At 44.5% G+C, this 26,985-nt stretch carries 23 protein-coding genes; 11 read left to right on the plus strand and 12 right to left on the minus strand.

The genetic code is table 11. The features are described from left to right. The first annotated feature begins 455 nt into the window (after nucleotides 1-455). The 3 genes from VL525_RS20125 to VL525_RS20135 are packed head-to-tail and all read left to right on the plus strand — an operon-like array spanning nucleotide 456 to nucleotide 3,132. Entirely contained in the window at nucleotides 456-1,568 is a 1,113-nt protein-coding gene (locus VL525_RS20125) for an alkaline phosphatase family protein (protein WP_325389039.1), read from the plus strand. A gap of 4 nt (nucleotides 1,569-1,572) precedes the next feature. After that, nucleotides 1,573-2,391: a glycerophosphodiester phosphodiesterase family protein gene (locus VL525_RS20130; protein WP_325389041.1), complete on the plus strand. Its 819-nt coding sequence runs from the start codon at nucleotides 1,573-1,575 to the stop codon at nucleotides 2,389-2,391. A 60-nt stretch (nucleotides 2,392-2,451) separates the two neighbouring features. Continuing rightward, the gene (locus VL525_RS20135) at nucleotides 2,452-3,132 is read left to right on the plus strand and encodes a pseudouridine synthase (RefSeq protein ID WP_325389043.1); all 681 of its coding nucleotides are present in this window, start codon (nucleotides 2,452-2,454) and stop codon (nucleotides 3,130-3,132) included. Here VL525_RS20135 and VL525_RS20140 read toward each other — a convergent pair whose 3' ends face one another. The 11 genes from VL525_RS20140 to spt all read right to left on the minus strand — a co-directional run bounded on the left by VL525_RS20140 (nucleotide 3,133) and on the right by spt (nucleotide 14,918). Then, nucleotides 3,133-3,699 carry a CAP domain-containing protein gene (locus VL525_RS20140; protein WP_325389045.1) on the minus strand — a complete coding sequence of 189 codons (567 nt, stop codon included), beginning with the start codon at nucleotides 3,697-3,699 and terminating at the stop codon, nucleotides 3,133-3,135. A gap of 141 nt (nucleotides 3,700-3,840) precedes the next feature. Further along, nucleotides 3,841-4,665: a hypothetical protein gene (locus tag VL525_RS20145; RefSeq protein ID WP_325389047.1), complete on the minus strand. Its 825-nt coding sequence runs from the start codon at nucleotides 4,663-4,665 to the stop codon at nucleotides 3,841-3,843. A gap of 189 nt (nucleotides 4,666-4,854) precedes the next feature. Then, complete coding sequence (locus tag VL525_RS20150; RefSeq protein WP_325389049.1) at nucleotides 4,855-5,796, minus strand: phosphatase PAP2 family protein; 942 nt, start codon at nucleotides 5,794-5,796, stop codon at nucleotides 4,855-4,857. A gap of 1 nt (nucleotide 5,797) precedes the next feature. Continuing rightward, a complete protein-coding gene (locus VL525_RS20155; protein ID WP_325389051.1) occupies nucleotides 5,798-6,421 on the minus strand; it encodes a sterol desaturase family protein in 624 nt (207 codons plus the stop codon). 4 nt (nucleotides 6,422-6,425) lie between these two features. Beyond that, the gene (locus VL525_RS20160; RefSeq protein ID WP_325389053.1) at nucleotides 6,426-6,989 is read right to left on the minus strand and encodes a DUF4833 domain-containing protein; all 564 of its coding nucleotides are present in this window, start codon (nucleotides 6,987-6,989) and stop codon (nucleotides 6,426-6,428) included. A 19-nt stretch (nucleotides 6,990-7,008) separates the two neighbouring features. Further along, on the minus strand, nucleotides 7,009-7,722 hold the full coding sequence (locus tag VL525_RS20165) for a CDP-alcohol phosphatidyltransferase family protein (RefSeq protein WP_325389054.1): 714 nt from the start codon (nucleotides 7,720-7,722) through the stop codon (nucleotides 7,009-7,011). 33 nt (nucleotides 7,723-7,755) lie between these two features. Continuing rightward, entirely contained in the window at nucleotides 7,756-10,311 is a 2,556-nt protein-coding gene (locus tag VL525_RS20170; protein ID WP_325389056.1) for a DUF5686 and carboxypeptidase-like regulatory domain-containing protein, read from the minus strand. A gap of 274 nt (nucleotides 10,312-10,585) precedes the next feature. After that, the gene (locus tag VL525_RS20175; RefSeq protein ID WP_325389058.1) at nucleotides 10,586-11,038 is read right to left on the minus strand and encodes a phosphatidylglycerophosphatase A; all 453 of its coding nucleotides are present in this window, start codon (nucleotides 11,036-11,038) and stop codon (nucleotides 10,586-10,588) included. Next, nucleotides 11,038-12,360 carry an inositol-3-phosphate synthase gene (locus tag VL525_RS20180; protein ID WP_325389060.1) on the minus strand — a complete coding sequence of 441 codons (1,323 nt, stop codon included), beginning with the start codon at nucleotides 12,358-12,360 and terminating at the stop codon, nucleotides 11,038-11,040. Before VL525_RS20180 ends, VL525_RS20175 begins: the two co-directional genes overlap by 1 nt. Nucleotides 12,361-12,564: 204 nt before the next feature. Next, on the minus strand, nucleotides 12,565-13,680 hold the full coding sequence (locus VL525_RS20185) for a hypothetical protein (protein WP_325389062.1): 1,116 nt from the start codon (nucleotides 13,678-13,680) through the stop codon (nucleotides 12,565-12,567). 29 nt (nucleotides 13,681-13,709) lie between these two features. Beyond that, entirely contained in the window at nucleotides 13,710-14,918 is a 1,209-nt protein-coding gene (gene spt / locus VL525_RS20190; protein ID WP_325389064.1) for a serine palmitoyltransferase, read from the minus strand. Between the two features lie 337 nt (nucleotides 14,919-15,255). Between spt and VL525_RS20195 the strand changes: the two genes are divergently transcribed. The 4 genes from VL525_RS20195 (at nucleotide 15,256) to VL525_RS20210 (ending at nucleotide 21,906) form a co-directional block, all read left to right on the plus strand. Continuing rightward, nucleotides 15,256-16,599: a TolC family protein gene (locus VL525_RS20195; RefSeq protein WP_325389066.1), complete on the plus strand. Its 1,344-nt coding sequence runs from the start codon at nucleotides 15,256-15,258 to the stop codon at nucleotides 16,597-16,599. A gap of 17 nt (nucleotides 16,600-16,616) precedes the next feature. Beyond that, nucleotides 16,617-17,753, plus strand: coding sequence for an efflux RND transporter periplasmic adaptor subunit (locus tag VL525_RS20200; RefSeq protein ID WP_325389068.1), 1,137 nt, complete (start codon nucleotides 16,617-16,619; stop codon nucleotides 17,751-17,753). 27 nt (nucleotides 17,754-17,780) lie between these two features. Beyond that, a complete protein-coding gene (locus VL525_RS20205) occupies nucleotides 17,781-20,966 on the plus strand; it encodes a multidrug efflux RND transporter permease subunit (protein ID WP_325389070.1) in 3,186 nt (1,061 codons plus the stop codon). A 364-nt stretch (nucleotides 20,967-21,330) separates the two neighbouring features. Next, entirely contained in the window at nucleotides 21,331-21,906 is a 576-nt protein-coding gene (locus VL525_RS20210; RefSeq protein WP_325389072.1) for a hypothetical protein, read from the plus strand. 70 nt (nucleotides 21,907-21,976) lie between these two features. Here the strand turns inward: VL525_RS20210 and VL525_RS20215 are convergent, their stop codons facing one another. Beyond that, nucleotides 21,977-23,170 (minus strand): pyridoxal phosphate-dependent aminotransferase, encoded by a 1,194-nt coding sequence (locus VL525_RS20215; RefSeq protein WP_325389074.1) that lies wholly within the window; start codon nucleotides 23,168-23,170, stop codon nucleotides 21,977-21,979. A gap of 488 nt (nucleotides 23,171-23,658) precedes the next feature. Between VL525_RS20215 and VL525_RS20220 the strand changes: the two genes are divergently transcribed. The 4 genes from VL525_RS20220 to VL525_RS20235 are packed head-to-tail and all read left to right on the plus strand — an operon-like array spanning nucleotide 23,659 to nucleotide 26,943. Next, a complete protein-coding gene (locus VL525_RS20220) occupies nucleotides 23,659-24,633 on the plus strand; it encodes a cation diffusion facilitator family transporter (RefSeq protein ID WP_325389076.1) in 975 nt (324 codons plus the stop codon). Beyond that, on the plus strand, nucleotides 24,633-25,073 hold the full coding sequence (locus VL525_RS20225; protein WP_325389078.1) for an NUDIX domain-containing protein: 441 nt from the start codon (nucleotides 24,633-24,635) through the stop codon (nucleotides 25,071-25,073). Before VL525_RS20220 ends, VL525_RS20225 begins: the two co-directional genes overlap by 1 nt. Further along, the gene (gene bioA / locus VL525_RS20230; protein ID WP_325389080.1) at nucleotides 25,070-26,335 is read left to right on the plus strand and encodes an adenosylmethionine--8-amino-7-oxononanoate transaminase; all 1,266 of its coding nucleotides are present in this window, start codon (nucleotides 25,070-25,072) and stop codon (nucleotides 26,333-26,335) included. Before VL525_RS20225 ends, bioA begins: the two co-directional genes overlap by 4 nt. Beyond that, entirely contained in the window at nucleotides 26,332-26,943 is a 612-nt protein-coding gene (locus tag VL525_RS20235; protein WP_325389082.1) for a hypothetical protein, read from the plus strand. The genes bioA and VL525_RS20235 overlap by 4 nt, the downstream gene beginning before the upstream one ends. Nucleotides 26,944-26,985 lie beyond the last annotated feature (42 nt).

Genomic DNA, 26,985 nt, shown 5'->3' on the forward strand with positions numbered 1-26,985 from the left:
AAAGCCGTTAAACCGGTATTTAACGGGGAAGGGCAATTGCAGGTCTACCTGTGTGCCGCTGATCAGGATATCTACATCAGCCATTTGCTGCAGCAGCGGCACTATCTCGAGCGAGCGGCTTAAATGACCGTTCCCTGTTCCTTGTATGGCATAAAGTAGTTTCATTAATCATCCAACTTTGTACAAAAGTACGGAGCCTTTGGTTAAACAAATGTTAAGCGAGCGTTAAACATTTTACGGTGACTAAATACTGGCTTAAAATAGAGTAAATATTAAACTTGAAATCGCTCTTTCGCATAACTTTTCAGCCGTTTTACGGGCTATTTTGGCAGTTTTTATGCTGAAATGGACTTATTTACTCACAATAGCCGATTTACCAACAACCGGTAAATTAAATTTCAGGAAAAACAGGCTTAATATGGCCTCCGTACTTTTGGGGGCAGTAAGATTTAGCTATGAAAAAACTAACGTTGCTGCTTTTAGCTTTCTGTTTTGCGATCTCGGTTTCTGCGCAAAACCATAAAACACAAAATGTCATCGTTGTTACGCTGGATGGTTTCCGCTGGCAGGAGCTTTTCAGGGGAGCCGACTCAACAATTATCAATTCCAAATTCACGGAAAGCAAGGCAGACGTCAGGAAAAAATATTGGGCCGCCACGCCTGATGAGCGCCGGAAAATGCTGATGCCCTTCTTTTGGTCGACGATCGCGTCGCAGGGCCAGTTGTATGGTGACCGGGATGCCGGCAATTGCGATGAGGTAGCCAACAACTATCATTTTTCCTATCCTGGCTATAACGAGATTTTCACTGGTTTTCCTGATGTCCGCGTGAATAGCAACAATCCCGTCCCTAATCCTAATACCAGTGTTTTTGAGTACTTGAGCAAGCAAAGAGGGTTTGAGAATAAGATAGCCGTTTTTGCGTCCTGGGAGGCCTTCCCGGCAATATTTAATGTTGGCCGTTCGGGTTTGACAGTAAATGCTGGTTATACCGATTTTGACGGCCCGAAAACTGACAGGCGGTTGGACTTTCTGAACGAGATGCAGCATAAGGCCCCTCATTACCTGGGGGATACCCGTATCGACTTTATGACCTATGAACTGGGAATGGAATACTTGAAGGAATATAAACCGCGCGTTTTATACCTGGCATTTGACGAAACGGATGACATGGCCCATGCCGGCAATTACAAAATGTACCTGGGCCAGGCACACCAGGAGGATGCCTATTTGCAGGAACTTTGGCAATACATCCAAAACGATCCGCAGTATAAAGACAAAACAACGCTGATTATAACCTGCGACCATGGCCGGGGCGATGCCTCGCCCGAGGCATGGAGGAGCCATGGCGCCGGAATAAAAAATTCAGAACAAACCTGGTTCGCCGTTATCGGTCCGGACACCCCGAACGACGGCATCATCAAAACAAAAACAACCACCTACCACAAGCAGTTGGCACAAAGCATAGCCAGGCTGTTGGGGTTTGATTTTAAAAAGAATGCCGATCACGAAGTTGGCGATGCCATTGAAGCCATGATGACGAAAGAAAAAACCAGCCTCGGCAAATAACCAAATGAAAAGATTGATAATATTCGCCATAGTTTATATGGCATCGCTGCAGGCCTCGCACGCGCAGGTCAATCCCCCGCCCCGCGCACGGCATTCGTTTACCGTAATAGCTCACCGCGGCGACCATGTAAAATATCCTGAAAATACGCTGGAGGGATACGCTGAAGCTATAAAAAATGAAGCAGACTATGTAGAGATCGACATTCGAACAACAAAAGACGGCGAGTTGGTGAGTATGCACGATGGTACCGTAAATCGTATGACGGAAGGCACTGGTAATGTGAAAGACCTAACCCTGGCAGAGATAGAGCAGCTTCATGTCAGGAGCAGGGATAGCCTGGATAGAGCCGTTTATCGTGTGCCTACTTTTAAGCAGATACTCGCGCTTTGCAAGGATAAAATATACATCTATATCGATTACAAAAATGCTGATGTAAGTGTTGCTTATGCCATGTTGAAAGAATACGGAATGGAAAAGCAAGTGCTGGTTTACATCAACAATCCGCAGCAGTTTATTGACTGGAGAAAGGTTGCGCCCGGTATGCCATTGATGGTAAGCCTGCCCGGTAATGTAAAGGATGTGGATGGTATAAAAGCCTTTATTGACAAAGTAAAGCCAGACATTTTAGACGGAGGGTGGAAAGAATATACCCCTGCAATGGTAGCCTCGGCCAAAGCTATGGGATTGACTGTATGGCCCGACATTCAGAGCCAGAATGAAGCGCAGAATTGGGACGAGGCATTGACAAAAGGGTTTACAGGCCTGCAAACCGATCATCCGGCCGACCTGGTGAAGTTTTTGAAAAGCAAAGGATTAAGATAATATTGCTGCGGTACACCTGCCGGTCATCTAAAAATCTAACTTTGCCTGCAAAAGCATACGATGTTAGATATTCTGTTCAGGGATGAGTACCTGATCGCCATAAACAAACCGCATGGCTTACTGGTGCATAAGTCGAAAATAGCAGCTGATGTGGAAGTGTTTGCCTTGCAGTTGCTACGCGACCAGGTAGGGCAAAAGGTATTCCCCGCACATCGAATTGACCGGAAAACAGGTGGCGTGTTACTGTTTGCTTTTAATAAGGAAATAGAAATAGCGATGCAAAAGCAGTTTGCCGAAAACCGCGTAGCTAAAACATACCTGGCTATCGTGCGCGGGCATACCGATGATCAGGGTGGTGTAGACTATCCTTTGCGAAAAGAGAATGGTACCCTTCAGGATGCGTATACAGCCTACCGGACGCTTAAGCGCGCCGAGTTGGATGTGCCATTTGGTAAACACGCTACCTCAAGATATTCTTTAGTAGAGGCAACTCCGGCAACAGGCCGTATGCATCAGCTACGGAAGCATTTCGCCCATATTTTTCACCCCATCATCGGCGACCGTACGCATGGCTGCAACAAACAAAACAAGTTGTTTAAAGATAAATGGGAAATGGAAACCATGCTGCTTCATGCACATTCTATCGAATTTGCACATCCTGTAACGGGGCAGCAGGTAACTATAAGTGCGCCGCTGCAACCCGAATTTGAACAGGTTATGCGACTGATGCAATGGGCATGATCATTCCTTTGCGGACGAGTGCTGTATCAATTTAACCTTGCCGCTTTTGATAAGCCTTTGCTCCTCCCTGGTAAAGGCTTCCCTTCCGCCGAAATCCTGCACCCAGTACAGGCGGAACTGAGCCACCCCAACTTCCTTAAACGATGGATTCATCAGGTTTTTACAATGCCCCGGGCTTTTAAGCCATCCGTCCATTACTTCGGCAATGCTCATCTGCCCCTCGGCTATGTTTTCGCCTACGGCAAAGCTTTTAAAGCCTTTATACGTGTACCCGGCGGCTATTACCCGGTCAGACATAGTCCTTCCGTCCCTGCTGGTATGGCTGAAATAGTGCCTGCCAGACATGTCTTCGGCGTGTTTCTGTGCGGCGGTTTCAAGGTCATCGTTCCAAACAAGCGGTGGGGCAGGCGGCATATATTCGGTGCCGCAATTACAGCCCTTACGCCTGACTTCATTTATCCGCTCCAGGAATTCCTTTTTGAAACTCTTTGGCGGATGTGTCGGACCATTGCTTATACAAGACAAAAAAACGGCTAGCGCAACAATGCTTGCAGTAAATAATTTCATATCAACTGTTCGACGGTTTAACGGGAAATAAGTTTAAAACGAATTTATGTTACGGATATGATACCTAATGTCTCCTTTTGATGCGCGAGTGCCAGAATCCTGTTCGTTTTCGCCTGTACAAAATAAATAATGCAACAGATATCAGAACAATGATAATGATAAGTATGGTAGTGAATTTGATCTTTTGGAGGAGTTGAATGCGTAGGGCCCTTTGTTGCTGTTCAAATAAGCTTTTTTTTTGGCCATGGCCAGCGAGTCGGCCATTCTTATCCTGGCTGCCAATACAGCTTCTTCCGCTTTTCGGATGCTGTCATCAATAGCTAAGTGCCTCTTCATCGCCTTAGCGGACTTAGACGGATTTTTCAGGCTGCTGTATAACATCGCATAATTCAGCTGCACCAGCGATTCCTGCCGGACATAATGATTTTTGGACGATAAAGCCAGCGCTTCATTCAGGTCACGCATGGCAAGGGTATAATCTTTTATCTCCGTTTTCAGGGCTGCAAGTTCGATGAGCGATGTAATAATGTTCGGATTATCATTAAGCTCGCGTGACAGGGAATTTGATTGCAGGATGAACCATTTGGTTTGCGGGTATTTCTTTTGAGCGTGGTAAACCTTTGCCAGGTTGTTAAAACTCATGCGTAACCCTATGGTGTCGTTGTATTTCGAAAAGTAATGGATGGCTTTTAAGGTGTTGGCAATGGCAGCCTCCTGGTATTCGATCCGGCCCTTTTTATTACTTATGGTATCATAGCCCATATACTGCCCCGCTATCTGCGTGTACAGTTCCCCCTTCAGCGAATCATTAACAGACAACTGTACCTGTTTCTTTAAGCTGTCCAAATTGATCTCTGCTTTTTTTAGGCTATCCGTTTTTTCGGCAGCGAAAATAAGCTGGCTGCAGGCAGCAAGCGTAATTAGCAGTATTAACTTTTTTGTATATGAAGCAGGCATCGTTGTCATAAGATTGATATTTGGGTAATATCAAATGCTATGCCCCACAGTCAATTGCTGTTAATTACAGGGGATTTTTGAACGAAAATTGCTGTTTAGATGGTGTTAAGCGGGAATTGCTATTGATAAAACCGAGTTAAACTATTTGTACCGGAGCCGGGACAGTATAGAATTTAGTACAAACAATTCCCCAATCATCTACTTTTTTATCAGGCTCTCATACTTGTCGACGAATCGCCCGAACCATCCCCACCTGTTTTTCAGGACATTAAATAAGGAGATACCAGCAACGGCGCAAGCAATACCGGCAAGCACATCCAGTATATAATGATGGCTGGTGTAAACAGCGCCAAACCATATTCCTATCATTACGATCCCAAATACAACGCTGGCCTTATATAGCCTGTTCTTCGCTGCATAATAAAATACTACGATGGGGTAAGCCGAGTGCAGCGAAGGCATAGCTGCAAAAACGTTGGAACCTTTGGTATAAATGGATTGGAATATCCGCGCATGGAAATAGTTGTCGAACCGTATCAAACCAGCCACATTTTCGCCGGTGTTGGTAATCAGGGTATAGCCATGATCCTGTATATACCAGGGCGGTGCTGCGGGATAGGCATAATAAATTACGAAGCCGACCAGGTTAACCACAACAAATGCAATAAGGAACTCCAGGCATTGCCGGCGGTTGGTGATGAACAAATAGATACCGAATCCAAAGGGCACAGGTATCCAGCATAAATAGAATATCCCCGAGGTTACATCGAGGAACGAGCTGCTGTTTAATTTGAGATATTCGTTTGGAGTTAGCAGGATGCCGTTGAAATGAATACCGAACAGGTGTTTTTCAAAATTATACAGGTCGGCCATGTGCACCGTGTTGTAACGGTAATTGGGGAAGGCCTTCATATAATCGAAGATGATCCAGTAAACCAGGAAAGTGAGGTATGCGATAAAGAACTTGCGGGTAACTTTTGAAGCATAAAACAAACCGTTTGCGAGCAATAGCAAAACGATCTGGTCGCCTTTAAAACCAACAAGAAAATATGACAGTACTAAATAAACTATCGAAAAGGTAGAAATAACAATTACAGAGCGGGGATTAACTGTAATGTCATGACTGACATTATTGCCCATGCTATTTTTTTATAAAATCTGAACGGAATACTTTGTCCCACAACGGCGAACTAACCCCATAGCCTTTGTCAGCGTCCTGGTAGTGGTGCAGCATGTGATGTTGTTTGATCTTTTTCCAGATGTTCCCTTTAAAATTGAAATGATGGATAGCATAATGCGTCATGTCATAAAAAAGGTAGCCTAAAATAAAACCAGGGAAAAAGGCAAAAATATAGTTATCTGGTAAAATGGCGTTGAACAGGAAATAAAAACCTGTGGCCAGCGGTATGCTTACCGATGGGGGCAGGACAAGCCTTTTAGCGTCGCTTGGGTAATCATGATGGACCCCGTGGAATATAAAGTGCATTCTTTGTGCCCATGGCTTGTCTGGCGGGGCATAATGGAATACGAAACGGTGCATTATATATTCGGTAAATGTCCAGATGAACAACCCCAGCGCAAAATACCCGAGGAAAGTAAGCGCGGGAATATGAACATCAAAAAATGATTTATAAGCACAGAACAGGATGACCGGCATAAAAATAAATACCGGCACCAGGTAATGGACCTTTGAAAGGGCCTCGAGCAGGTTGCTCTTAAACATTCTCACAGATTCCTGTGAATTCGAAACATACTTCTTTTTCATAACATCAGGGCTTAAAACGTTCAACCATTTCTTTGCCTGTTTGGGGGTCGGTGCCGGTTACTTCAACATACAACACATTGGGGAACCAGAATGAACCACCTTCGATCTTCACAAAAACACTGTTAAGAATAATTTGCTTTTGCGAAATAAATGCGAATATATGATATTTTCCGTCAGATGCTTTCATCAAAGTGAGCGGAAATTTTTTGTATGACACAAATCTGATATCAAAATTTCCGTTATTTAAAGGCTTGGCTGTTAAACCGTAAGCAAATTTTCGCTGGATATAATTAAGGTCCTCTTTTTGCCCCTTATCCGCGTATCTTATCCAATAAGCTTTTACCGGGTTTTCGGAATCGGGCATGCCGTTGGCAGCCAGGTTAACGTCGTACACAATGGTGTTGGTGTTCGGTGTGCGCTGTACATAAAACAACCTGCTTTCGGTAACAGGCGGCTTTGGATAGTTTACCGGAGCTTTAAGCGAATCATCGTGCTTGCCTGCCGGGGTGCCAAAGCTTATCGCGGGGACCGCAAGGAGCAGAACGACTAAAAATTTGGATATGCGCATTGACAGATAGGGGTATTGATCATTTATTCTTTTGTTCAAGCGCCTTTTTTGCATCAACCAGGCGCCGGATGGCGGTTACATTAGTTAAAATGGCCAGTGCGACAATAGGAAATGTAAAAATGGACATTGTCTCAAATACATGGAACTTAACGCCCGGTACATATAACTTATAGTCGCCGCCGATATATAACGAGATCACGCCGCATAGCATGGCAAACAATCCGATCGTTATCACCCGCTCGGGGCGCTGCATCAGGCCGCCTTTTATTTCTACACCTAAGCCCTCGGCCCTGGCTCTCACATAGCTTACCATCATCGAGCCAATTAATGCCACAAAAGCGAAAATAGAACTCAGGAAATAATGGTGGGCTACAAGGTAATAACAAATGCCCAGGAACATCACCAGTTCGCTGTAACGGTCGAGCACCGAATCGTAAAGTGCGCCGAATGTTGATTTCATATTGCCCAACCTTGCCACCTGGCCATCAAGCATATCAAACAAACCGGCAAAAAGAATCAACCCTCCGGCCCAACCCACATAGGTAAGGTCGCCCCGGTTACCTTCTTCTGCCCCTATAATAAATATCACGGCAACACCCAGGTTTAACATAAATCCGATGGTTGTAACCGCGTTTGGCGTTAATCCAAGCTTTATCAAAACCTTCACTACAGGATCTATCACCTTATAGATGCCTAATTGTAAGCTGGTTCGTAAAGATGTTTGTTGTGCCATTGTTAATTTAATGCAAATATACAGTTTGTGTTTTTAAAAATTAAAGATCACCCTGGTACGTATGCCCCATTGCGATACATCCGGATGATCGAGGTAAGTAAACCTTTTCACCAGGTCTATCCTTACAAATTTGAATACGTTCTCTATACCCACACTGCCTTCAATATATGGTGTTTTACCGGGTATGAAGGTTACTGGCTGCCCGTTTTCTTCGGTAGGCAACTGGAACAGGTCCGGGTGTATCGATGGGTTGTTCTGATTACTTAAACCAGCCCATAACGCTTTGAATGATAGTGTTTCGCGCCATTTTAGTTTTTTCAGCAACGGTATTTTATTAAAGAAGAATCCGTTAAAATGCTGGTCGATGTTAATGCTTTCGTTATGATCGTTCACAAACTCCAGGAAGTTCATCAGGTTGTAGCTAAACAGATCATATGCATAGGTCTGGTTGGCCCTTGGAATGTTCAGCAAAGGGTAGGGCACCTGCCCGAATATTTTCCTTGCCTCCGCAGTTACATCGGCATATCCCAATTGCGACAGGTAAAAACGTTTATCGAACCGGAAGTGTAAGTTAGAATAGTTGTATTCGCCGTTGAAGAAACCCTTAATGCCGACGGTATAATCAACCGCAAATGCCGGGTATTTATTCGGAATGGGGATACGATAGATTTTGCCCTGGTAAAATTGCTCGTTAGGAGCATACCGCAAACCTAACGAAAGTTCGGTTGTAGTAACGCTGTTTACGATGTTTGGTATGCCATTGGCGTTGCTTATGAAACTAAGCGTGCCCGCAGGAGCCTGGGTCCATTTCCTGAAACCGAGATTGTAAGAGAAATGGCTTTCATATTCATGCACATAATCCAGTTTGTAAAAATCGTTGTACAGGAACTTATTATTTTCTCCGCGTTTAAAGGACAACAGGAAGTTATCCTCCTGAACAAATTGCAGCGTTGCACCCGGTATTTTGGTATCGCGCTGAAAGCTTGCCCTTATATAATCCTGCGGAAATTTATAGATCGATTTAGCGTTAAGGGAGTAAGTGGCGCTCAAAAAGTACTTCCAGCGTTCATCCTTAAAACCGTAGGCTGCGTAAGTCTCAAAGTAATATCGCTTGCTCAGTTCCGGCGTAGTACGCCCGCCAACCCTAAGCCTGAAGCCTTCGACAGGGTTAAAGCTGTAAAAAGTGTTGGCCGGCCCCAACTCAAATGGGCCAAAAGACTTATAGCCGGCAAGCACCAGCGTAATAACGTCCATTGTTCGCCGGTACGAGGGGATGGTTATCAATGTATCAATGTTATGATAAACTTTTGATTCAGCTGTTGTTAACGTATCAAACCTGTTTTTTGCCCAAAAATCTTTGGTATGATCTTTTGCGTTTTCAAGGGTTACCTGGGCCGGTCCAACGTATGCGGTATCGGCCAACGCCTTATTAACCTCGTAATCTTTATAAACTACCGTTCTTATGCCCAGTAATCCTCCATTTGATTTTTTGGTAAGGCCAAAATCAACCAATGTGGTGTTCTTGCTTAAATGGTACCGGTTATCCGGGTTTTGCTCGAATTCAAGATCCACCGTTAAACCCTTAACAAAATTGAGATTGATATTTTTATTGACCGTCAGATTAGCTTGCTGCACAGCATAGTGGCCATCGAGTGTAATAAATATATCCCCTTCAAAAAGCATATCGGCGCCGTTCCGCGGTGTAAAACTTAGCCGCACCAGTTTGGTGTTATTCACGACCACGGTGTCGGTTATAAAAAATTTATAAAAAGTTGGCGCAGCGTCGCATATAGGGCTCAGGAATTGATTAGTGACCAGGAATATATTGTTGTCATAAATATTAATATCATAATACATATGCTTGAAATACTGACCCAGTCCTTCGTTATCTATATAGCTCCCAAAGTTTACGCCTTTTTGCGCCAATAAAATGGTCTTTTCCTTTTTGGGGTCCTTTTTATAATAATACTGACTAAGTTTTTCGTCCAGGTATATCGGTAATAAATTCTTACCCGGTACAGTGGTTGTATCCCGGTTATCCAATAAAAATTTATATTTCCTGAAAAACTTTCGTTCGGTTATGGTGGGCGACACATTGACCACCGAGAACATCATTTTATCATACTGTTTGTACTGAACGTATGAGTAGCTTTCGGGCCTGTTCTGATCTTTATGCGCTATAACCTGGCGTATCAATTCCACCGCCGGGTTATCTTTATTACGATATTTTGTTTTCTTCCCGGCACGGATAACAACCTCACTTAATTGTTGCGCTATCGGCACCAGTCGCACATTGATCACCTGTTCCTGCCCCTGGGCAACGTTCAAAATTGCTGTTTTATAACCCACATAAGTCACTTTGATCCTGCTGATAGGTCTCACCGTTTGCAAAATATACTTGCCATCGGCATCAGCTCCTACGTTTACGGTGCTATCAATAGATGAGATGGTGGCAAACGGAACAGTTTGTTTTGTTTTTGCATCAGTTACCACCCCGCTTACCTTTGTTACCTGGGCGAAAGAAACAAAAGATGAAAGAAGAAAAGACGTTAAAACGAATAATTTTAAATATATATCTCTAAAATTCATGTAGCCAATGCAATTATTCAAATACAAACCGGTTGCTCAGAATAGTCGTATAGTGTAATTTTTAACGGAACCATTTTATGTTCCCCGGATGCGGGATTTAGCACCGGTTACTTAATTCACTTGCCACTATTTGTTAACCTTGCGGCACGGTCGAATGTTTCGTCCCATCGGGTCACACCTTTGTATTCGAGCGCAAAAGTAGGAAAATTTCAGACAGACTATTGTGGTCAAAAAGTCAAAATTAATCAATTGATTAATTTCTGATAATCGGGGTTTAAAATAGTTTGAACCACAATACAGCTTGTAGTATGATGTTTGCGTACACGCCGGCCAGCACGTCATCAAACATAATACCCCAGCCGCCCGGAAGCTTTTCCATTTTGTTGATAAATAATGGTTTTACAATATCAAAAAAGCGGAATAATACTAATCCGGCACCGATGTATTTCAAATTTGGAGGAAGAAATAAAAGGCTTATACACATGCCCGCAGCTTCATCTACCACAACGCGGGAAGGGTCTTTACCCCAAATAGTGGCGACAATACCAGATGACCATACACCCAGGAAGGTGACGGCGACAGTGATGATTACTGAAAGGGTGGAATGATAACCACCTGCCCAGGCAAAATACCAGCATATACAGGTGGCTATGGCAGCAACTGTGCCGGCACCCTTGCCGATATAGCCTATACCCAGGCAGGTGGAAACGAGTTTATGAAATTGCATTACATAGCCTCAACCAGGTCCTGGTAATAATCCAGGCCAAGGTGTGTTATCAGGTCTTCGCCCATCATGTGGCGCAGCGTATTTTGTAATTTCATTAATTGTTTGAAAATATCATTTTCAGGGGCGAGGCCCGGTGCGGTTTGCGGCGATTTAAGGTAGAACGATAACCACTCCTGTATGCCGCTCATTTGTGCCCTCTTAGCTAAATCGCTGAACAAAGCCAGGTCTAAAGCTATCGGTGCGGCTAATATCGAATCACGGCAAAGGAAGTTGATTTTGATCTGCATTTTGTAGCCCAGCCAGCCAAAAATGTCGATGTTATCCCAGCTTTCCTTGTTATCGCCATGCGGTGGATAATAATCGATACGTATTTTGTGGTACAGATCGCCGTATAATTCTGCGTTTTCTTCGGGCTTGAATATATCTTCCAGCACGCCTAGTTTTGATACTTCCTTGGTTTTAAAATTATCCGGATCATCAAGTACTAGTCCATCGCGGTTACCCAGGATGTTGGTGGAGAACCAGCCTTTAACACCCAACGAACGTGCCGCTAAGCCCGGAGCAAGGATGGTCTTCATCAGGGTTTGGCCTGTTTTAAAATCTTTACCTGCTATCGGTGTTTCCGTCAATTTAGCCAGTTCAACCATGGCAGGTATGTCCACAGTTAAATTAGGCGCACCGTTTGCGAAAGGGATACCCATTTTCAAAGCCGAGTAAGCGTAGATCATACTTGGCGAAATGCGCTTGTCGTCGTCCACCAAAGCCTGTTCAAAGGCTGCCAGTGTTTGATGTATTTCTGACGCTTCGTAATAGATCTCTGTCGATCCGCACCATACTAAAACTATCCTGCTGCAGTTATTTTTTTGTTTAAAGTCTTTGATATCCTGCATTACCGCCTGGGCCAGCTCATATCTTGTACCGGCTTTGACATTGGTAGCAGTAAGGTTTTTTGCATAATTTTGGTCGAAAGCTGCCTTCATGGGCACAACCACTTCCAGTTCCGATTTTATGGCATTCAATAAACCTGGTTCCAAAACTTTTGCTTTCATTGCAGCTTCGTATACGTTATCCTCGTAAACGTCCCAGCCGCCAAACACAATATCTTTAAAATCTGCTATCGGCACAAAATCTTTTATCTTTGGGTAGCGGTTGTCGGTTCTTTTACCCAGGCGGATATGTCCCATTTGGGTTAATGAACCTATAGGCTGAGACAGGCCTTTCTTTACGGCTTCAACGCCGGCGATCATGGTAGTAGCTACCGCGCCTAAACCCGGTATCAAAATTCCCAATTTTCCTTCGGCTGGCTGAATGTTGCTTTTCATATTATTGTGTTTTCTATTTAATGTTGGTTTGACTTTATTACTGAAATGTTCAAATTACCGATTTTTTCAGCAAAACGTCATTATTTAATTTACAAAGTTGACCGTTAAATGAGATTTAACGGCTGCACTACAGGAGTTACAATGTCAGCGGCAGCAATTAGCCACACGGCAGGGAGTATGCTACCGTGTGGTGTTTTAGATCAGTTAAATTGCCTTTTCGTACAAGCGGTATGTTTTGTATTGATTGCCGCCTATAGCTTCAATGGCCCGGTTCACCATGTCGTTGTTTTCAAGCGTCCACGATGCTTCTGCATATTCCAGCCCTTTTCTCCGGTATTCTTTTATAATATTGCCATATAACACGGCCTCGATACCCATTTTCCGATATCCGTCTATCACACCCAGCAACATAATACGGATACCTTTGATCTTGCTTTTCCCAAACAAAAGCTTAAAGAGGCCCGTTGGCAATAATCTGCCTTTTTTGATCTTGATAAGCACCTGGTTAATATCAGGAATGGCTACACCAAAACCTACTATCTTGCCATGCTGTTCGGCCAAAAGGCAAAAATCGGGGTCGAGGATCATTTTCAGGTCCTTGGCGGTGTAATCAAACTCTTCGTTGGTCATCGGGAAAAAACCCATGTTTTTATCCCATGCGGTATTGTAAACTTCCCGCAGGGCGGCAGCTTCTTCCTTAAACTTTTTCAGGTTTACCTTGCGGATGGTAACGTCGCTGCGTTTAAGCCTGTCCTGTAATTTATCAAGTAACTGAACCGATTTGTCGTTATAGCTGGTTTTATCCCAATGCCATGCCAGCAGGTCCACCTGTTTCTTAAACCCTGCTTTTTCAAGCAGTTCGACGTAATAAGGCGGATTATAGGTCATCATCACCATCGGCGGACTGTCAAAGCCCTTGACCAATAAGCCACAGGTCTCGTTCGTTGATGGGTTTACCGGGCCGATGATCTTGACGGCTTTTTTTTCTTTAAGCCAATCAATAGCAGTGTTGATGAGCAAGTTGGCAGTTTCCTGGTCGTTGATGCAATCAAAGAACCCGAAAAATCCGTCGTTGGTATCGTTAAATTTATTATGGTTATTGTTTAATATAGCACATATCCGCCCGACAATTTTATCGCCGTCATACGCAAGGAATGTTTGTAGTGACGAATGTTTGTGAAAGGGGTGGGTGGTTAAGATATCTCTTTGCGCAATAAATAATTCCGGTACGTAGTTAGGGTCATTTTTATGAAGTTCATGCGGAAAATCAATAAAATTAGCCAGTTCCTTTTTACTGCTAACCGGAATTACTTTTTTCATTATAAGGTAGTTGTTTAATTGATAGGCATTTATATATCTTCTTTCACCATGCTTACGCCAACGATCTTAAACGCTTTTGATATCTTATCGATAGCTTCATCTATCTGGTCGAACGTGTGGGTTGCCATTAATGAGAACCGCAGCAAAGAGGAATCGGAAGGAACTGCAGGCGAGACAACCGGATTAACAAATACTCCGTTATCCTGTAAATATTTGGTAACAATAAATGTTTTTTCGTTATCGCGCACATAAATCGGCAGAATAGGGCTCTCGGTCGGCCCAAGGTCAAAACCCTCATCCAATAAAAGCTTTTTAGCGTAGTTGGTATTGTCCCAAAGTTTTTGGATGCGTTCAGGTTCTGATATAATAATATCTAAGGCAGCAATTACGCTTGCAACTGAACCCGGTGGCATACTGGCGCTAAACATTAACGAGCGTGCCCGGTGTTTCAAGTAGTCAATTGTCGCAAAGTCTGCAGCTATAAACCCGCCAAGCGAAGCCAGCGATTTGCTGAACGTACCCATTATAAGATCAACATCATTGGTTAAGCCGAAATGTGATGCGGTGCCAGCGCCTTTTTCGCCAATTACGCCAAGGCTATGGGCGTCGTCGACCATGATGTTCGCGCCGAATTCCTCCGCAAGTTGTACTATTTCAGGCAGTTTTACGATGTCGCCTTCCATACTGAAAATACCATCCACCACGATCAGCTTTACACCTTCCTCGGGCAAAATGGTCAGTTTGCGGCGCAGGTCCTCCATGTCATTATGGGCGTATTTAATTACCCTCGAGAATGAAAGGCGGCTACCGTCTATTAACGATGCATGGTCGTATTCGTCCAATATTAAATAATCGCTGCGGCTGGCAACTATGCTCGATAATACGCCCAGGTTAACCTGGAAGCCAGTGCTGAACAGTACCGATGCCTCTTTGCCTACATATTCGGCAAGGCGGTTCTCCAACTCGATATGAATATCAAGTGTCCCGTTCAGAAATCTGGATCCGGCGCAGCCAGTGCCGTATTTATCGATCGCTTTTTTTGAAGCTTCCTTAATTTTCGGGTGGTTGGTAAGTCCTAAATAAGAGTTAGATCCAAACATCAGCACGCGCTTGCCATCAATAATTACCTCGGTGTCCTGTGCGGATTCAATGGGCCTGAAGAAGGGATAAACGCCTCTTTCCCTTGCCATTTCTGCGTCTTTAAACAACGCAATTCTATCATGAAGTTTTTTACCCATGTATTAACCCTGCTTTAATTTTTTGTAAACAAGTTTATAACTTATCGTTAGCTAGCTGATACTGTTTACATTACACTTTACCCGGCAATGTAAATTCTCACAAGGCAAATTAATTAAAATTTTCTTTTAATTCACGTTACAATTTTTCATTTTTTTAAAACAGGAGCTAAAAACACCTTTATTATCTTTGATTTCGTGGTGTTTAAGTAAAAATATTGTTGCTTCACTTCTTTTAATCATATTTATGCCATAATTCGCGGATTCTGTCGTAAACGTTAGAAAATAACTAAATGAATCCCATTATTTTGCACACCGAAATAACGGTCCAAAACTATCTATGAAAAGCACATATTACCCCTTCCTACTATTTGTCGCCGCTATTTTACTGGTTCCCGCCGGGTTGCGCGCCCAGGTGTCTGCCGACACTTCAGGAAAGGTATTAACACTAAGGCAATGTGTAGAATATGCTTTGAAAAACCAGCCTGTTGTACGCCAGGCAGCCATTGACGAAGCTATTAACGAGAAGAATATCAGTATAAGCCTTTCCGACTGGCTTCCCCAAGTTACTTCTTCGGGATTATATAACTATTATTTTAAAGGCAGCCCGGTTACATCAAATGGCGGGGCATCGACAACAACTACTCCGTCGAACATTAATAATTTATCGACGTTGGGCCTGCAGGCTAACCAGGTGATATATAATAATGATGTTTTGCAGGCTGCAAAGGCTGCCAAATATTCGCGGTTATATTATAAACAGAATACAACCAGCAGCCAGATCAATGTGGTATCGGATGTGAGTAAAGCTTTTTTCGACGTACTGCTGTCGGAAAAGCAACTGGACATATTGAAGGAAGATATTGTGCGCCTGCAGCGCAGCCTTAAGGATGCTTATACGCGTTACCAGGCTGGCGTTGTCGATAAAACCGACTATAAGCAGGCAACTATAGCGCTTAATAATTCGCTCGCGAGCCGAAAACAGACCGAAGAAGCTATCAAAAGTAAAATGGCCTACCTCAAACAGATCATGGGGCTTGATGCGCAGCAGGGTTTTAGTTTATCGTACGACAGTACCAGGTACGAAGCGGAGGCTATCATCGATACTAACCAGCAACTGGACATTAATAAGCGTATCGAATATCAGCAACTGCAGACGCAAAAGAATCTGCAAAATGTTAATGTAAGCTATTATAAGTATGGGTTTTTACCATCGCTTTCGGCTACAGGTGCATATAACCTGGTTTACCTGAGCCACGGCTTTTCCAATTTATATAATAATGCCTTCCCCAACGGTTACGTCGGGTTAACGCTCGACCTGCCGATATTCCAGGGCGGCAAGCGCCTTAAAAATCTGAGTAAGGCGCGCCTGGAAGTTGACCGGGCTGACCTGGATATAGTTAATGCAAAAAATACCATCAATACCGAATATGTGCAGGCCCTTGCAAGCTATAAAAGCAATTATGCAAACTACGATGTACTTAAGCAAAATGTGAATCTTGCAAAAGATGTTTACAACATAGTTAGCCTGCAATACCGCGAGGGTATCAAAACCTATCTCGATGTAATTGTCGCGCAATCGGATCTGCGTACGGCGGAGCTTAACTACTATAACGCGTTATTCCAGTTGCTATCGAGCAAGATCGACCTTGAAAAGGCATTGGGCACATTGGCTGTACAATAAAAACGAATATCACACACATGAAAAGATCATACCTCTATTTATTAACCCCGATAGCGCTTTCAGCCATTGTATCGTGCGGTAAAAAAAGTCAACAAAATGCTGCTATGCCGCCCACGCCGGTAAATGTTGCTACCGTAAAAAAAGCTGATGCGGTTTACTACGATCAGTACCAGGCAACGGTGGTAGCGCTAAATAGTGTGGAGTTACGCAGCCAGGTTTCGGGATTTATTACTGGGATATTTTTTAAAGAAGGCGAGGTGGTACAACAAGGCAAGGAGTTGTACGAAATAGACCGCCGCAAATATATAGCCGCTTACAACCAGGCGCAGGCTAGCCTGTCGAGTGCACAGGCAAACCTGGTAAAGGCACAGAAGGATGTTGATCGCTATACTTATCTTGAAAAAAATGATGCTGTGGCCAAGCAAACTGTCGACCAGGCAACGGCAGCTTTTGAAACCAGCAAAAGTGCGGTCGAGTCGGCCAAAGCGCAGGTAGCTTCTGCCAAAACAGATCTTTCCTACTCAATAATCACCGCTCCGTTCACGGGCCGTATCGGCATTTCCCAGGTGAAACTTGGGGCGCAGGTAAGTCCGGGTACTACTTTGCTTAATACCATTTCGAGCGAGAACCCTATTGGGGTCGACTTTGTGATCAGTGAACAGGATATAAGCCATTTTTATAAACTTCAAAAGAAAAGCACCGACTCCACATTCAGGCTCCAGCTGTCCGATGGAACATCTACCTATACAAAATCAGGGAAGATATTAGCGATAGACAGGGGAGTTAATAACCAAACCGGCACCGTAAAAGTACGGGTGCAATTTCCTAATCCCAATGATGAATTAAGGGATGGCATGAGTTGCGTTATGAAGGTGCTGAATGACCAATCGGGTGAACAGCTGATCATCCCGAATAAGGCGGTGACCGAGCAGATGGGTGAGTATTTTGTATTTGTGAGCCAGGATACAATTGCAGTGCAACACAAAATATCCGTAGGCCAGAAGATCGGCGCGGATATAATCGTACTTAATGGTTTGAAAGAGGGCGATAAGGTAATAACCGACGGCTTCCAGCGCCTGCGCGATCATGGCAAGATCACCCTCGGGGATCCTTCGGCACAACAACCAGGGCAGCAAAAGCAGGGCGGGAAATAATTGATTTGATCTAATAGATTGTAAAGAATGATTGCAGAAACCTTTATACGCAGGCCGGTTACAGCTATTGTTATCTCGTTGGTAATCGTAATTGTCGGCATTCTATCCATACTCAACCTGGCGGTAGGGCAGTACCCGGAAATTACGCCGCCTACGGTTAACATCTCAACCAACTATATCGGTGCGGATGCCGTTACCGTTGAGCAAACCGTAGCGACGCCTATAGAAACGCAGGTGAACGGCACACCGGGTATGACCTACCTGCAAAGCAACAGTACCAGCAACGGGCAAATGAGCATGACCGTAAACTTTGAGGTTGGTACGGATATTAATATTGCCGCACTGGATGTACAAAACCGCGTGGGAATAGCTACGCCAACCTTACCGCAGGAGGTTCAGCGCCTGGGTATTACTACACGTAAACGTAATCCCAGCATCCTGATGCTGGTTGCTATCTATTCGCCCAACGGAAGCCATAATGTAACGTTCCTTGATAACTACACCAATGTATTTGTCCGCGATGCCTTGTTACGTGCCAAAGGTGTGGGCGACGTATTTACCCGTGCGGATGATTTTAGCATGCGCATCTGGTTAAAGCCGGATAAAATGGCAGCGCTGGGTATAACGGCAGGCGATGTAACCGCTGCATTGCAGGAGCAAAACGCACAGGTGTCCGCCGGTTCGGTAGGTGCCCCGCCACAGGAGCATACCCAAACGTATGAATTAAGCATCATTTCGCAGGGGCGCCTGGTGTCAGTAAAGGATTTTGAAAATGTGATCGTTCGGACACAGCCGAATAATGGCGCACTGGTGCACCTGAAAGATATAGCCCGTGTAGAATTAGGTAAATTCAATTACTCGGGTAACTCCTTTGTTGATGGAAGAAGGGCTTCTTACCTGCTGGTTTACCAGGCTCCAAACAGCAATGCATTGGAAACTGCCGACAATGTTTACAAAACTATGGCCGAGCTTAAAAAGACCTTCCCAACCGGCGTCGATTATGTAGTTCCCTTCGAGGCGGTAACGGTTGTTAAGGTTTCAGTGCATGAAGTTGTTGTAACGCTGCTTATCGCATTGACGTTGGTTATCCTGGTAGTGTTCCTGTTCCTTCAAAGCTGGCGAACTACCTTAATTCCTGTGTTGGCTATACCGGTTTCCATTATAGGTACGTTCATCTTCTTTACGCCTTTAGGGTTCACCATCAATACCCTTACGCTGTTCGGATTTGTGCTGGCTATCGGTATCGTGGTAGATGATGCTATCGTGGTAGTCGAGGCCGTCCAACACTATATGGACGAAAAAGGCATGTCGCCAAAAGAGGCGACGCAACATGCCATGAAGGATATTTCAGCGCCTGTTATTGCCATAGCGCTCATTTTGGCGGCGGTGTTTGTGCCGGTAGGCTTTGTGCCGGGCATAGTGGGCAGGTTATACCAGCAATTTGCCATCACTATCGCTATTTCGGTGTTGATATCGGCTTTTGTAGCCTTGTCATTAACGCCTGCGCTTTGTACGCTGATACTTAAGCCACGCAAGCTCGATGACCAGTCAAAAGGACTGGATAAATTTTTCTTCAAATTCAATTGCTGGTTTGAAAGAGTTACCGGCAGATATAAGAATGGAGTGCATCGTGGGGTGAAGAACCCGGCATTTGTCGTCATCATACTACTCTGTATCATTGTGGGCACAGTGATGCTGTTTTTACACGAGCCGACGGGTTTTATACCAACCGAGGACGAAGGACGTATTTATATGACTTACGACCTGCCGGAGGCTTCATCGACACAGCGCAGCGTGGGGCGGCTGAACCAGATGATGCATACCCTGGACAGCATACCCGAGGTTGGCCATTATGCCGCATTAGGCGGTTTGAACGTCGTTAGCTTCTCCAGTAAATCGAATAGCGGCACCATATTTATTCAGCTTAAACCATGGGACCAGCGCAAAAGAACTTCGAAGGAGCTGGTGCAGGTGATACAAAAAAAGATGGCGCAGTATAAAGAGGCCAGTGTGGTGGTAATACCGCCGCCGGCTATACCCGGCCTGGGTACTACTGCGGGTTTCTCCTTTATATTGGAACAAAGGCAGGCTGGCGGGGATATCAAAAGTTTTGAGGGGGTACTGCAAAAATTTGTCGCTGCTGTTAACCAGCGGCCTGAGATAGCCAGGGCCTTCACCTTTTTCACTGCCCGCACGCCTGCGATCAAATTGGTGGTCGACCGCGAAAAAGCGAAACGTATGGGGGTTTCTATTGCAGATATCAATTCAACACTGCAAACCTATATGGGTAGCGCGTTTGTGAACGACTTTACCATTTACGGGCGTAATTTTCACGTTGTCGCGCAGGCCGATACCAATTACCGGACGGATATCAAAGACCTTGAACAATACTATGTAAAAAATTCAGCCGGGCAGATGGTGCCCTTGAGTACCCTTACATCATACCAGACGATTGAGAATGCACCGCTGATATCGCACTTTAACCTGTTCCGTTCTGCCGAGATCGATGGCAGTACCAACCCGGGCTATAGCAGCGGCGACGCCATAAAAGCCCTGCAGGAAGTTGCGGCCCAAACGCTGCCGCAAGGATTCGGTTATGAGTTTTCGGGCTTGAGCCGCGAAGAGATATTATCGGGCTCAAAGACGGTTTACATCTTTATGCTTTCCGTCGGATTTGTCTTCCTGTTCCTGGCGGCGCTTTACGAAAGCTGGTCGGTGCCATTTTCTGTGCTGCTGGCGGTTCCACTGGGGGCATTTGGCGCCATTGCAGCACTTACGCTTAATACCTCGTTTATTTTTACCGACCTTAACAATAATATCTACGCGCAGATCGGTTTGATAACGCTCATAGGCCTTGCAGCCAAAAATGCGATCCTGATCGTCGAGTTTGCCAAGGAACGCGTGGATAGGGGTGTCGAATTGGAGCAGGCAACACTTGAAGCGGTCAGGCTCCGCCTTCGGCCCATTATCATGACCTCGCTGGCCTTCATATTGGGCGTGGGGCCTTTGCTCGTTGCATCAGGCGCAGGCGCCATTGCCCGTAAAACCATAGGCTGGACTGTTTTTGGAGGGATGGTAACCGCTACTTCTCTCGCAATATTTATAGTGCCGGTGTTGTTCTACCTGATAACGCGGTTTGCCTACGGCAAGGAAAAGCTGGCTGAATTACAGAAAAACTATAAGCCAGATCCCGCGGAAGATCCTCACGCATAAAACATAGCCCCGAAAGGGGCTTTTTTATTTGACATTTTGTCCATAAACATTGGCTCACCCTTTGGTTATTGAAAAAAATGCCTTGCAAATAGGGCAAAAATTCCTGCTAAATGCTACAAAAGTTAGTTTGGGACGCATTTGGAGTTGAACTTTTGCAGCCCGCCGGAGATCAAATAACCGGGGACTGACCACGCGCATCCGAATGAATTGATTAACAATAATTTAACAACAACGCGGAATGTTACTTTAATTAATAAAATAAACTTGAGTGATAAAAAATGTCTTACAAATTGGCATGATGGCAAAATATTTGTTTAGTAGGCGTACATAATATCTTATTTACTAACAAATAGAACTAACAACAATGAAAAACAGAATCAAACTAATAGCTATAGCTGCAACTGCCGTAACTATTTTCTTCGCAAGCAATGTTAAGGCTCAGACAACCCCGCCGAGCGTATGGCGTTTTGGTGTAGGAATTGAAGGTGGTATACCAACAGGTAATGCTCATGACATTTCGAATTTCGAATTAGGCGGTACCGCCCGCCTGCAATACGGTTTAAGCAAGAACCTTGCGCTGACACTAACATCGGGTTATTATAACTTTTTCGGTAAAACCTATACTACCACGTTTACCGATGCCTCATCGACAACTACTATTTCTGTAAAAGGGCGTTCACTTGGTATGATACCTGTTAAAGCGGGCGTAAAAGGCTTCTTCACCGATAACCTTTATATAGGCGGCGAAGTGGGTGCAGGATTTGAAGTGCATTCAATAGTAGATGGTGGCGAGAAAGACACTAAGCTGATCCTGTCACCGGCTATTGGCTGGGCAAACAGCACCTGGGACGTAGGTGTGAGGTATGAAAACTTTTCGGGCCAAAGCAATAACTACGGTACCGTGGCATTGCGTTTAGCTTATGGCTTCCCTATTAAATAACAGCAGGCCTCTGAAACAAAAAAACCTCCGCAGTTATTGCGGAGGTTTTTTTATGCCGTAAAATTGAGTATTAACTCAGTTTTCCAAGCGCTTCTTTAATGCGTTTCAAAGCTTCAACCAATTTATCCTCCGCCGCAGCGTAAGACATACGGATGGATTTCGGATCGCCGAATGAATCGCCGCCTACAGTTGCAACGTGTCCTTCTTCCAGCAGGTACAGGCTCAACTCATCAGCATCGTTGATGGTACGGCCATTATAGCTTTTGCCGAAGAACGATGTCACATTCGGGAAGAAATAGAATGCACCATCAGGCAGATTGGTTTTTATTCCGGGGATGTCCTTCAAAAGTCCGTAAACCAGGTCGCGGCGTTTTCTGAATTGATCGCGCATTTTCAGCACGCTTTCCAACCCGCCTTCGCTTGCGGCTACCCCCGCTTTTTGGGTTATGGAGCAAGTGCCCGAAGTTATCTGTCCCTGCATTTTGTCGCAAGCTGCAGCTATTTCCTTGTTCGATGCCGTATAACCTATGCGCCAGCCGGTCATGGCAAACGCTTTTGAAAAGCCATTGATAATAATCACGCGGTCCTTTATGCTGTCGAATTGAGCGATGGATTCGTGTTTGTCCACAAAATTGATGTGCTCATATATCTCATCGGAAATAATGTAGATCTCCGGGTGTTTCTCAAATACTTTTGCCAGGCCTTCCAGTTCGCTTTTGCTGTAAACGCTACCGGTGGGGTTACATGGCGACGAGAACATGAAAAGTTTGGACTTCGGCGTTATGGCGGCTTCTAACTGTTCCGGCGTAATTTTGAAATCCTGTTCAACAGTCGCGTCAACAAATACGCTTTTGCCTTCTGCCAATTTCACTACTTCCGAATACGATACCCAATACGGCGTAGGGATTATAACCTCTTCGCCTGGGTTAACCAAACAAAGAACAGCGTTAGCTATGGCCTGCTTGGCACCTGTCGACACTACGATCTGGCTGAAGTCATAATCCAAACCATTCTCGTTCTTCAGTTTCGCTGCAATTGCCTTTCGCAATTCAGGATAGCCGGAAACAGGGGTGTAGTAGGTAAAATTTTCATCCATTGCCTTTTTAGCTGCTTCCTTCACGTAATCAGGTGTATGAAAATCGGGTTCGCCAAAACTAAGGCTGATCACATCAACACCTTTTGCGGCAAGTTCGCGGCCCAATTTGGCCATTTTGATAGTTGCCGACTCTGCAAGGTTGTTGATTCTGTTACTTAATGCGGTCATAATTGATTTTTTCTTCCGGGCGCAAATATAGAAAAGTCTTTACTCATAAGCCTGTGATCAACGGGCATTTCCCTATTTTTGTAATTTTTATAATCAAGGTCGCCAAAGAGGCCGCGCTTTTGCTGATTTTTCAATTTTCCGGTTATAGCTGACAGTTGGAGCAAAAAAATTGCAATTGATATCACATCAGTCAACACAAGGCCACACCGGACCGTTTTCAGAGTTTTTTATTGTATTCAAACAGAGAGATACTATTTTATGGTTAACACGTTTTAAGGCGAGTTTTAAGTAATTAATTGATAATCAATATATTAATGTAAAATAACGATAAATAGTGTTAACCATGTTAACCCGGTTTATTGTTTAAAGCAGATGCTGAATGGTGCCATGGAGACCCTGCTTTAAAACCGGTTTCCCGTCCACTTTCAATTATCGCCTGCCGACTTCTAAATGTTATTCATAAATTTGGCGGCTAATCGCTAAAAACTTTGCTACAGCAAAAACGGATAATACTATTGGCGCTGGTTACCGGTCTCGTGCTGATGATAGCCAAATTCGGTGCCTACCTGCTTACATCGTCTAACTTTGTGCTTACAGATGCTGTAGAAAGTATCGTCAATGTTTTGGCCAGTTCTTTTGCCTTTTACAGTATTTACCTTGCATCGCTTCCGCGGGATGAAAACCATCCTTATGGCCATGGGAAAGTCGAATTCTTTTCGGCATTTATCGAGGGTGCATTGATAAGTATAGCGGGGATAGGTATCCTGATCAAGTCGACTTACAATATCTTTTATCATTACCAGGTGCACGACCTGCTGACGGGCGTGTATATTATCGGCGCCACCGGTATTGTGAACGGCGCGCTTGGATTTTATATGATAAAGAAAGGTAAGCACTTCCGTTCGCTTACCATCGAAGCCGACGGTCGGCACCTGATAACCGATATGGTTACCAGCATTGGCCTGGTAGTAGGTTTGCTGCTTATCTACTTTACTAAGATTGATATCCTTGATAGCATTTTATCCATCCTGGTAGCACTTTATATCCTGTACACGGGTTACAAGCTGATCAGAAAGTCCGTTTCCGGCTTAATGGATGAAGCAGATTTTGAGATCGTAAAGGAAGTGCTTGCTATTCTGAACGACAAACGCAGGCCCGAATGGATCGATTTCCACAATTTTAGGGCCCAGAAATATGGGAACGAACTGCACATCGACTGTCATCTTACTTTACCTAATTACTTCGACCTGAATAAGGTACACGAAGAGGTATCGCTGGTAGACATACTGATTAATAAAGAAGCAAGTGTAAAAACGGAGTTCTTTATTCATACCGATCCGTGTGTGCCCCAATGCTGTTATTATTGCAACATGCCAAACTGCCCCATCCGGTTCGAGGCAAAAACAACGGATATCACCTGGACAATGGAAAATATTACCCGCAATAAAAAACATTTCGAATAATGTACCAATTCAATGTACGTGTATATGGCTTGCTGGTGAATGACCAAAACCAGGTACTCATCAGCGATGAGCAGGAATACGGGATGCAATTTACCAAGTTTCCGGGTGGCGGGCTTGAATTTGGCGAGGGGCTTATTGACGGGTTAAAACGAGAATTTGTTGAAGAATGCAATGTGGAAGTAGATGTAATCAGCCATTTCTATACAACCGATTTTTTTGTCAAATCGGCCTTTAACGATTCACAGATCATTAGTGTATATTATTTGGTAAAAAACCTGTCGCCGTTAAATTTAATGTTTAAAAATGTCCGTTTCGATTTTGACGGGGAAGGCGAGATATTGCAGTCGTTCCGCTGGATCGGCCTGGATAAACTGTCGGAAGAGGACGTAACTTTCCCGACAGATAAATATGTTGTAAAACTTCTTATAAATAACTTATGAACCTGGTTGAGAGAGATCTGAGTGTAGTTTGGCATCCTTATACGCAAATGAAAACTGCCGCGCCGCCAATACCTATTATGCGGGGCGAAGGCGCTTGTTTATATGACGAAAATGGTAAGTGTTATATCGATGCGGTATCCTCCTGGTGGGTTAATATACATGGCCATGCACACCCTTACATCGCCCAAAAAGTAGCCGAACAGTTAAATAAGCTGGAGCATGTGATATTTGCAGGCTTTACGCATGAGCCGGCCGTAGAGCTGGCCGAGCGCTTGCTTAAAATACTCCCGGATAATCAAACCAAAGTATTTTATTCGGATAACGGTTCGACAGCTGTTGAGGTGGCCATCAAAATGTGCCTGCAATACTGGCACAACAAGGGCATTCAGCGTACTAAGATATTGGCCTTAAAAAACGCTTATCATGGTGATACTTTCGGCGCGATGGCGGTAAGCGGCCGCAGCGCGTTTACTGCGGCGTTTGATAGCTTGTTGTTTGAGGTTGAATTCATCGACTTGCCAAACGCGTCGAACATAGCTGAGCTCAAATCTCAAGTCTCAAATCTCAAATCTGAACTTGCTTGTTTTATCTTCGAGCCATTGGTACAAGGGGCGGGCGGGATGCTGATGTACGAAGCGGAATATTTGGATCAGCTAATGGCCCATTGCGGTGACGAAGGCGTGCTGATGATAGCGGACGAAGTATTCACAGGTTTTGGCCGCACCGGAAAACCTTTTGCCTGTGATCATTTGAGTGCGCAGCCCGACATCATGTGCTTTTCCAAAGGCCTTACGGGTGGTACCATGGCAATGGGTTTAACCACCTGTGCACAGCAGATATACGATGCTTTTCTGTCGGATGATAAGCTGAAAACACTCTTTCACGGGCATTCTTATACCGCTAACCCGGTAACTTGTTCGGCTGCGCGTGCAAGCATGGACCTGTTTGTAGCCGAATCGACAAAGGAGAACATCCGCCGGATTGAAAATAGCCACCGGCGGTTTGCATTAAACATCAAAGACCATCCTAAAATACAAGCTACACGGCAAACCGGTACTATATTGGCAATGGAGTGGGCGACGGGTGCAGATACTTCCTATTTCAATACACTGCGCGATAAGCTGTACAACTATTTCCTGGATGCCGGCATTATATTGCGGCCGCTGGGGAATATCCTGTATATTTTACCTCCATATTGCATCACCGACGATCAGCTCAGCTATATTTACAGCAAAATCGAAAGCGCCCTTGAAGAACTATGAGTATGGAATTTGATCACTTACTGCCAAAAATTATAAATGATAATACCATCCACGCGCGCTGGCTAAATACCCTTTCGCTGATGGAAAATACAGGCGCCCGCAAAATATCGGCCTGCGAGGACCCGGACACAGTTACCTATATTATTCTTAAACACGCCGCCGAGGAGCATCGGCATGCCTTTTATTTGAAAAAACAAATAGAAAAAACCGGCGCCGTTTGCCCCACTTATTCGCCTGGTTATTTGTTGGCCCCGGCCAGCAGCAGGCACTACCTGAATCAATTAGACGTGGATGTTTGCCGTTATCTTAAAAAAGAACTTGACCTGAAAGGGAAGGAATTGCGTTTTGCGGCTTACCTGCTGGTAACCTATGCCATCGAGGTTCGCGCTGATGAACTTTACCCCGTTTACCAGGAAGCATTAGAAAAAGCGTCAAGCAAAATAAACGTTAAATCCATTATCCTCGAAGAAGAGGGGCATTTGGAAGAAATGATAAATCAACTGAAAACTTTCTCGCCCGACTGGCAGTTTCATGCAGATAAAGCTGTTGAAATGGAGAGTAAGCTGTTCAATCAATGGATCGGCCAGCTTGCAGCCGAACTTAATTAAAACAGCAAGGCCCTGAATTTTTCAGGGCCTTGCTGTTATTTC

The organism is Mucilaginibacter sp., from assembly GCF_035492695.1.
Classification (GTDB): domain Bacteria; phylum Bacteroidota; class Bacteroidia; order Sphingobacteriales; family Sphingobacteriaceae; genus Mucilaginibacter.

Coding starts and splice junctions, on each gene's coding strand:
- VL525_RS20180 (WP_325389060.1), bottom strand. CDS start 12,360: ATGAAAAGCAACATTCAGCCAGCCGAAGGAAAATTGGGAATTTTGATA.
- VL525_RS20205 (WP_325389070.1), top strand. CDS start 17,781: ATGATTGCAGAAACCTTTATACGCAGGCCGGTTACAGCTATTGTTATC.
- VL525_RS20175 (WP_325389058.1), bottom strand. CDS start 11,038: ATGCAATTTCATAAACTCGTTTCCACCTGCCTGGGTATAGGCTATATC.
- VL525_RS20235 (WP_325389082.1), top strand. CDS start 26,332: ATGAGTATGGAATTTGATCACTTACTGCCAAAAATTATAAATGATAAT.
- VL525_RS20160 (WP_325389053.1), bottom strand. CDS start 6,989: ATGCGCATATCCAAATTTTTAGTCGTTCTGCTCCTTGCGGTCCCCGCG.
- VL525_RS20185 (WP_325389062.1), bottom strand. CDS start 13,680: ATGAAAAAAGTAATTCCGGTTAGCAGTAAAAAGGAACTGGCTAATTTT.
- VL525_RS20155 (WP_325389051.1), bottom strand. CDS start 6,421: ATGAAAAAGAAGTATGTTTCGAATTCACAGGAATCTGTGAGAATGTTT.
- VL525_RS20200 (WP_325389068.1), top strand. CDS start 16,617: ATGAAAAGATCATACCTCTATTTATTAACCCCGATAGCGCTTTCAGCC.
- VL525_RS20195 (WP_325389066.1), top strand. CDS start 15,256: ATGAAAAGCACATATTACCCCTTCCTACTATTTGTCGCCGCTATTTTA.
- VL525_RS20135 (WP_325389043.1), top strand. CDS start 2,452: ATGTTAGATATTCTGTTCAGGGATGAGTACCTGATCGCCATAAACAAA.
- VL525_RS20170 (WP_325389056.1), bottom strand. CDS start 10,311: ATGAATTTTAGAGATATATATTTAAAATTATTCGTTTTAACGTCTTTT.
- VL525_RS20225 (WP_325389078.1), top strand. CDS start 24,633: ATGTACCAATTCAATGTACGTGTATATGGCTTGCTGGTGAATGACCAA.
- VL525_RS20125 (WP_325389039.1), top strand. CDS start 456: ATGAAAAAACTAACGTTGCTGCTTTTAGCTTTCTGTTTTGCGATCTCG.
- spt (WP_325389064.1), bottom strand. CDS start 14,918: ATGGGTAAAAAACTTCATGATAGAATTGCGTTGTTTAAAGACGCAGAA.
- VL525_RS20165 (WP_325389054.1), bottom strand. CDS start 7,722: ATGGCACAACAAACATCTTTACGAACCAGCTTACAATTAGGCATCTAT.
- VL525_RS20215 (WP_325389074.1), bottom strand. CDS start 23,170: ATGACCGCATTAAGTAACAGAATCAACAACCTTGCAGAGTCGGCAACT.
- VL525_RS20140 (WP_325389045.1), bottom strand. CDS start 3,699: ATGAAATTATTTACTGCAAGCATTGTTGCGCTAGCCGTTTTTTTGTCT.
- VL525_RS20145 (WP_325389047.1), bottom strand. CDS start 4,665: ATGACAACGATGCCTGCTTCATATACAAAAAAGTTAATACTGCTAATT.
- VL525_RS20210 (WP_325389072.1), top strand. CDS start 21,331: ATGAAAAACAGAATCAAACTAATAGCTATAGCTGCAACTGCCGTAACT.
- bioA (WP_325389080.1), top strand. CDS start 25,070: ATGAACCTGGTTGAGAGAGATCTGAGTGTAGTTTGGCATCCTTATACG.
- VL525_RS20130 (WP_325389041.1), top strand. CDS start 1,573: ATGAAAAGATTGATAATATTCGCCATAGTTTATATGGCATCGCTGCAG.
- VL525_RS20150 (WP_325389049.1), bottom strand. CDS start 5,796: ATGGGCAATAATGTCAGTCATGACATTACAGTTAATCCCCGCTCTGTA.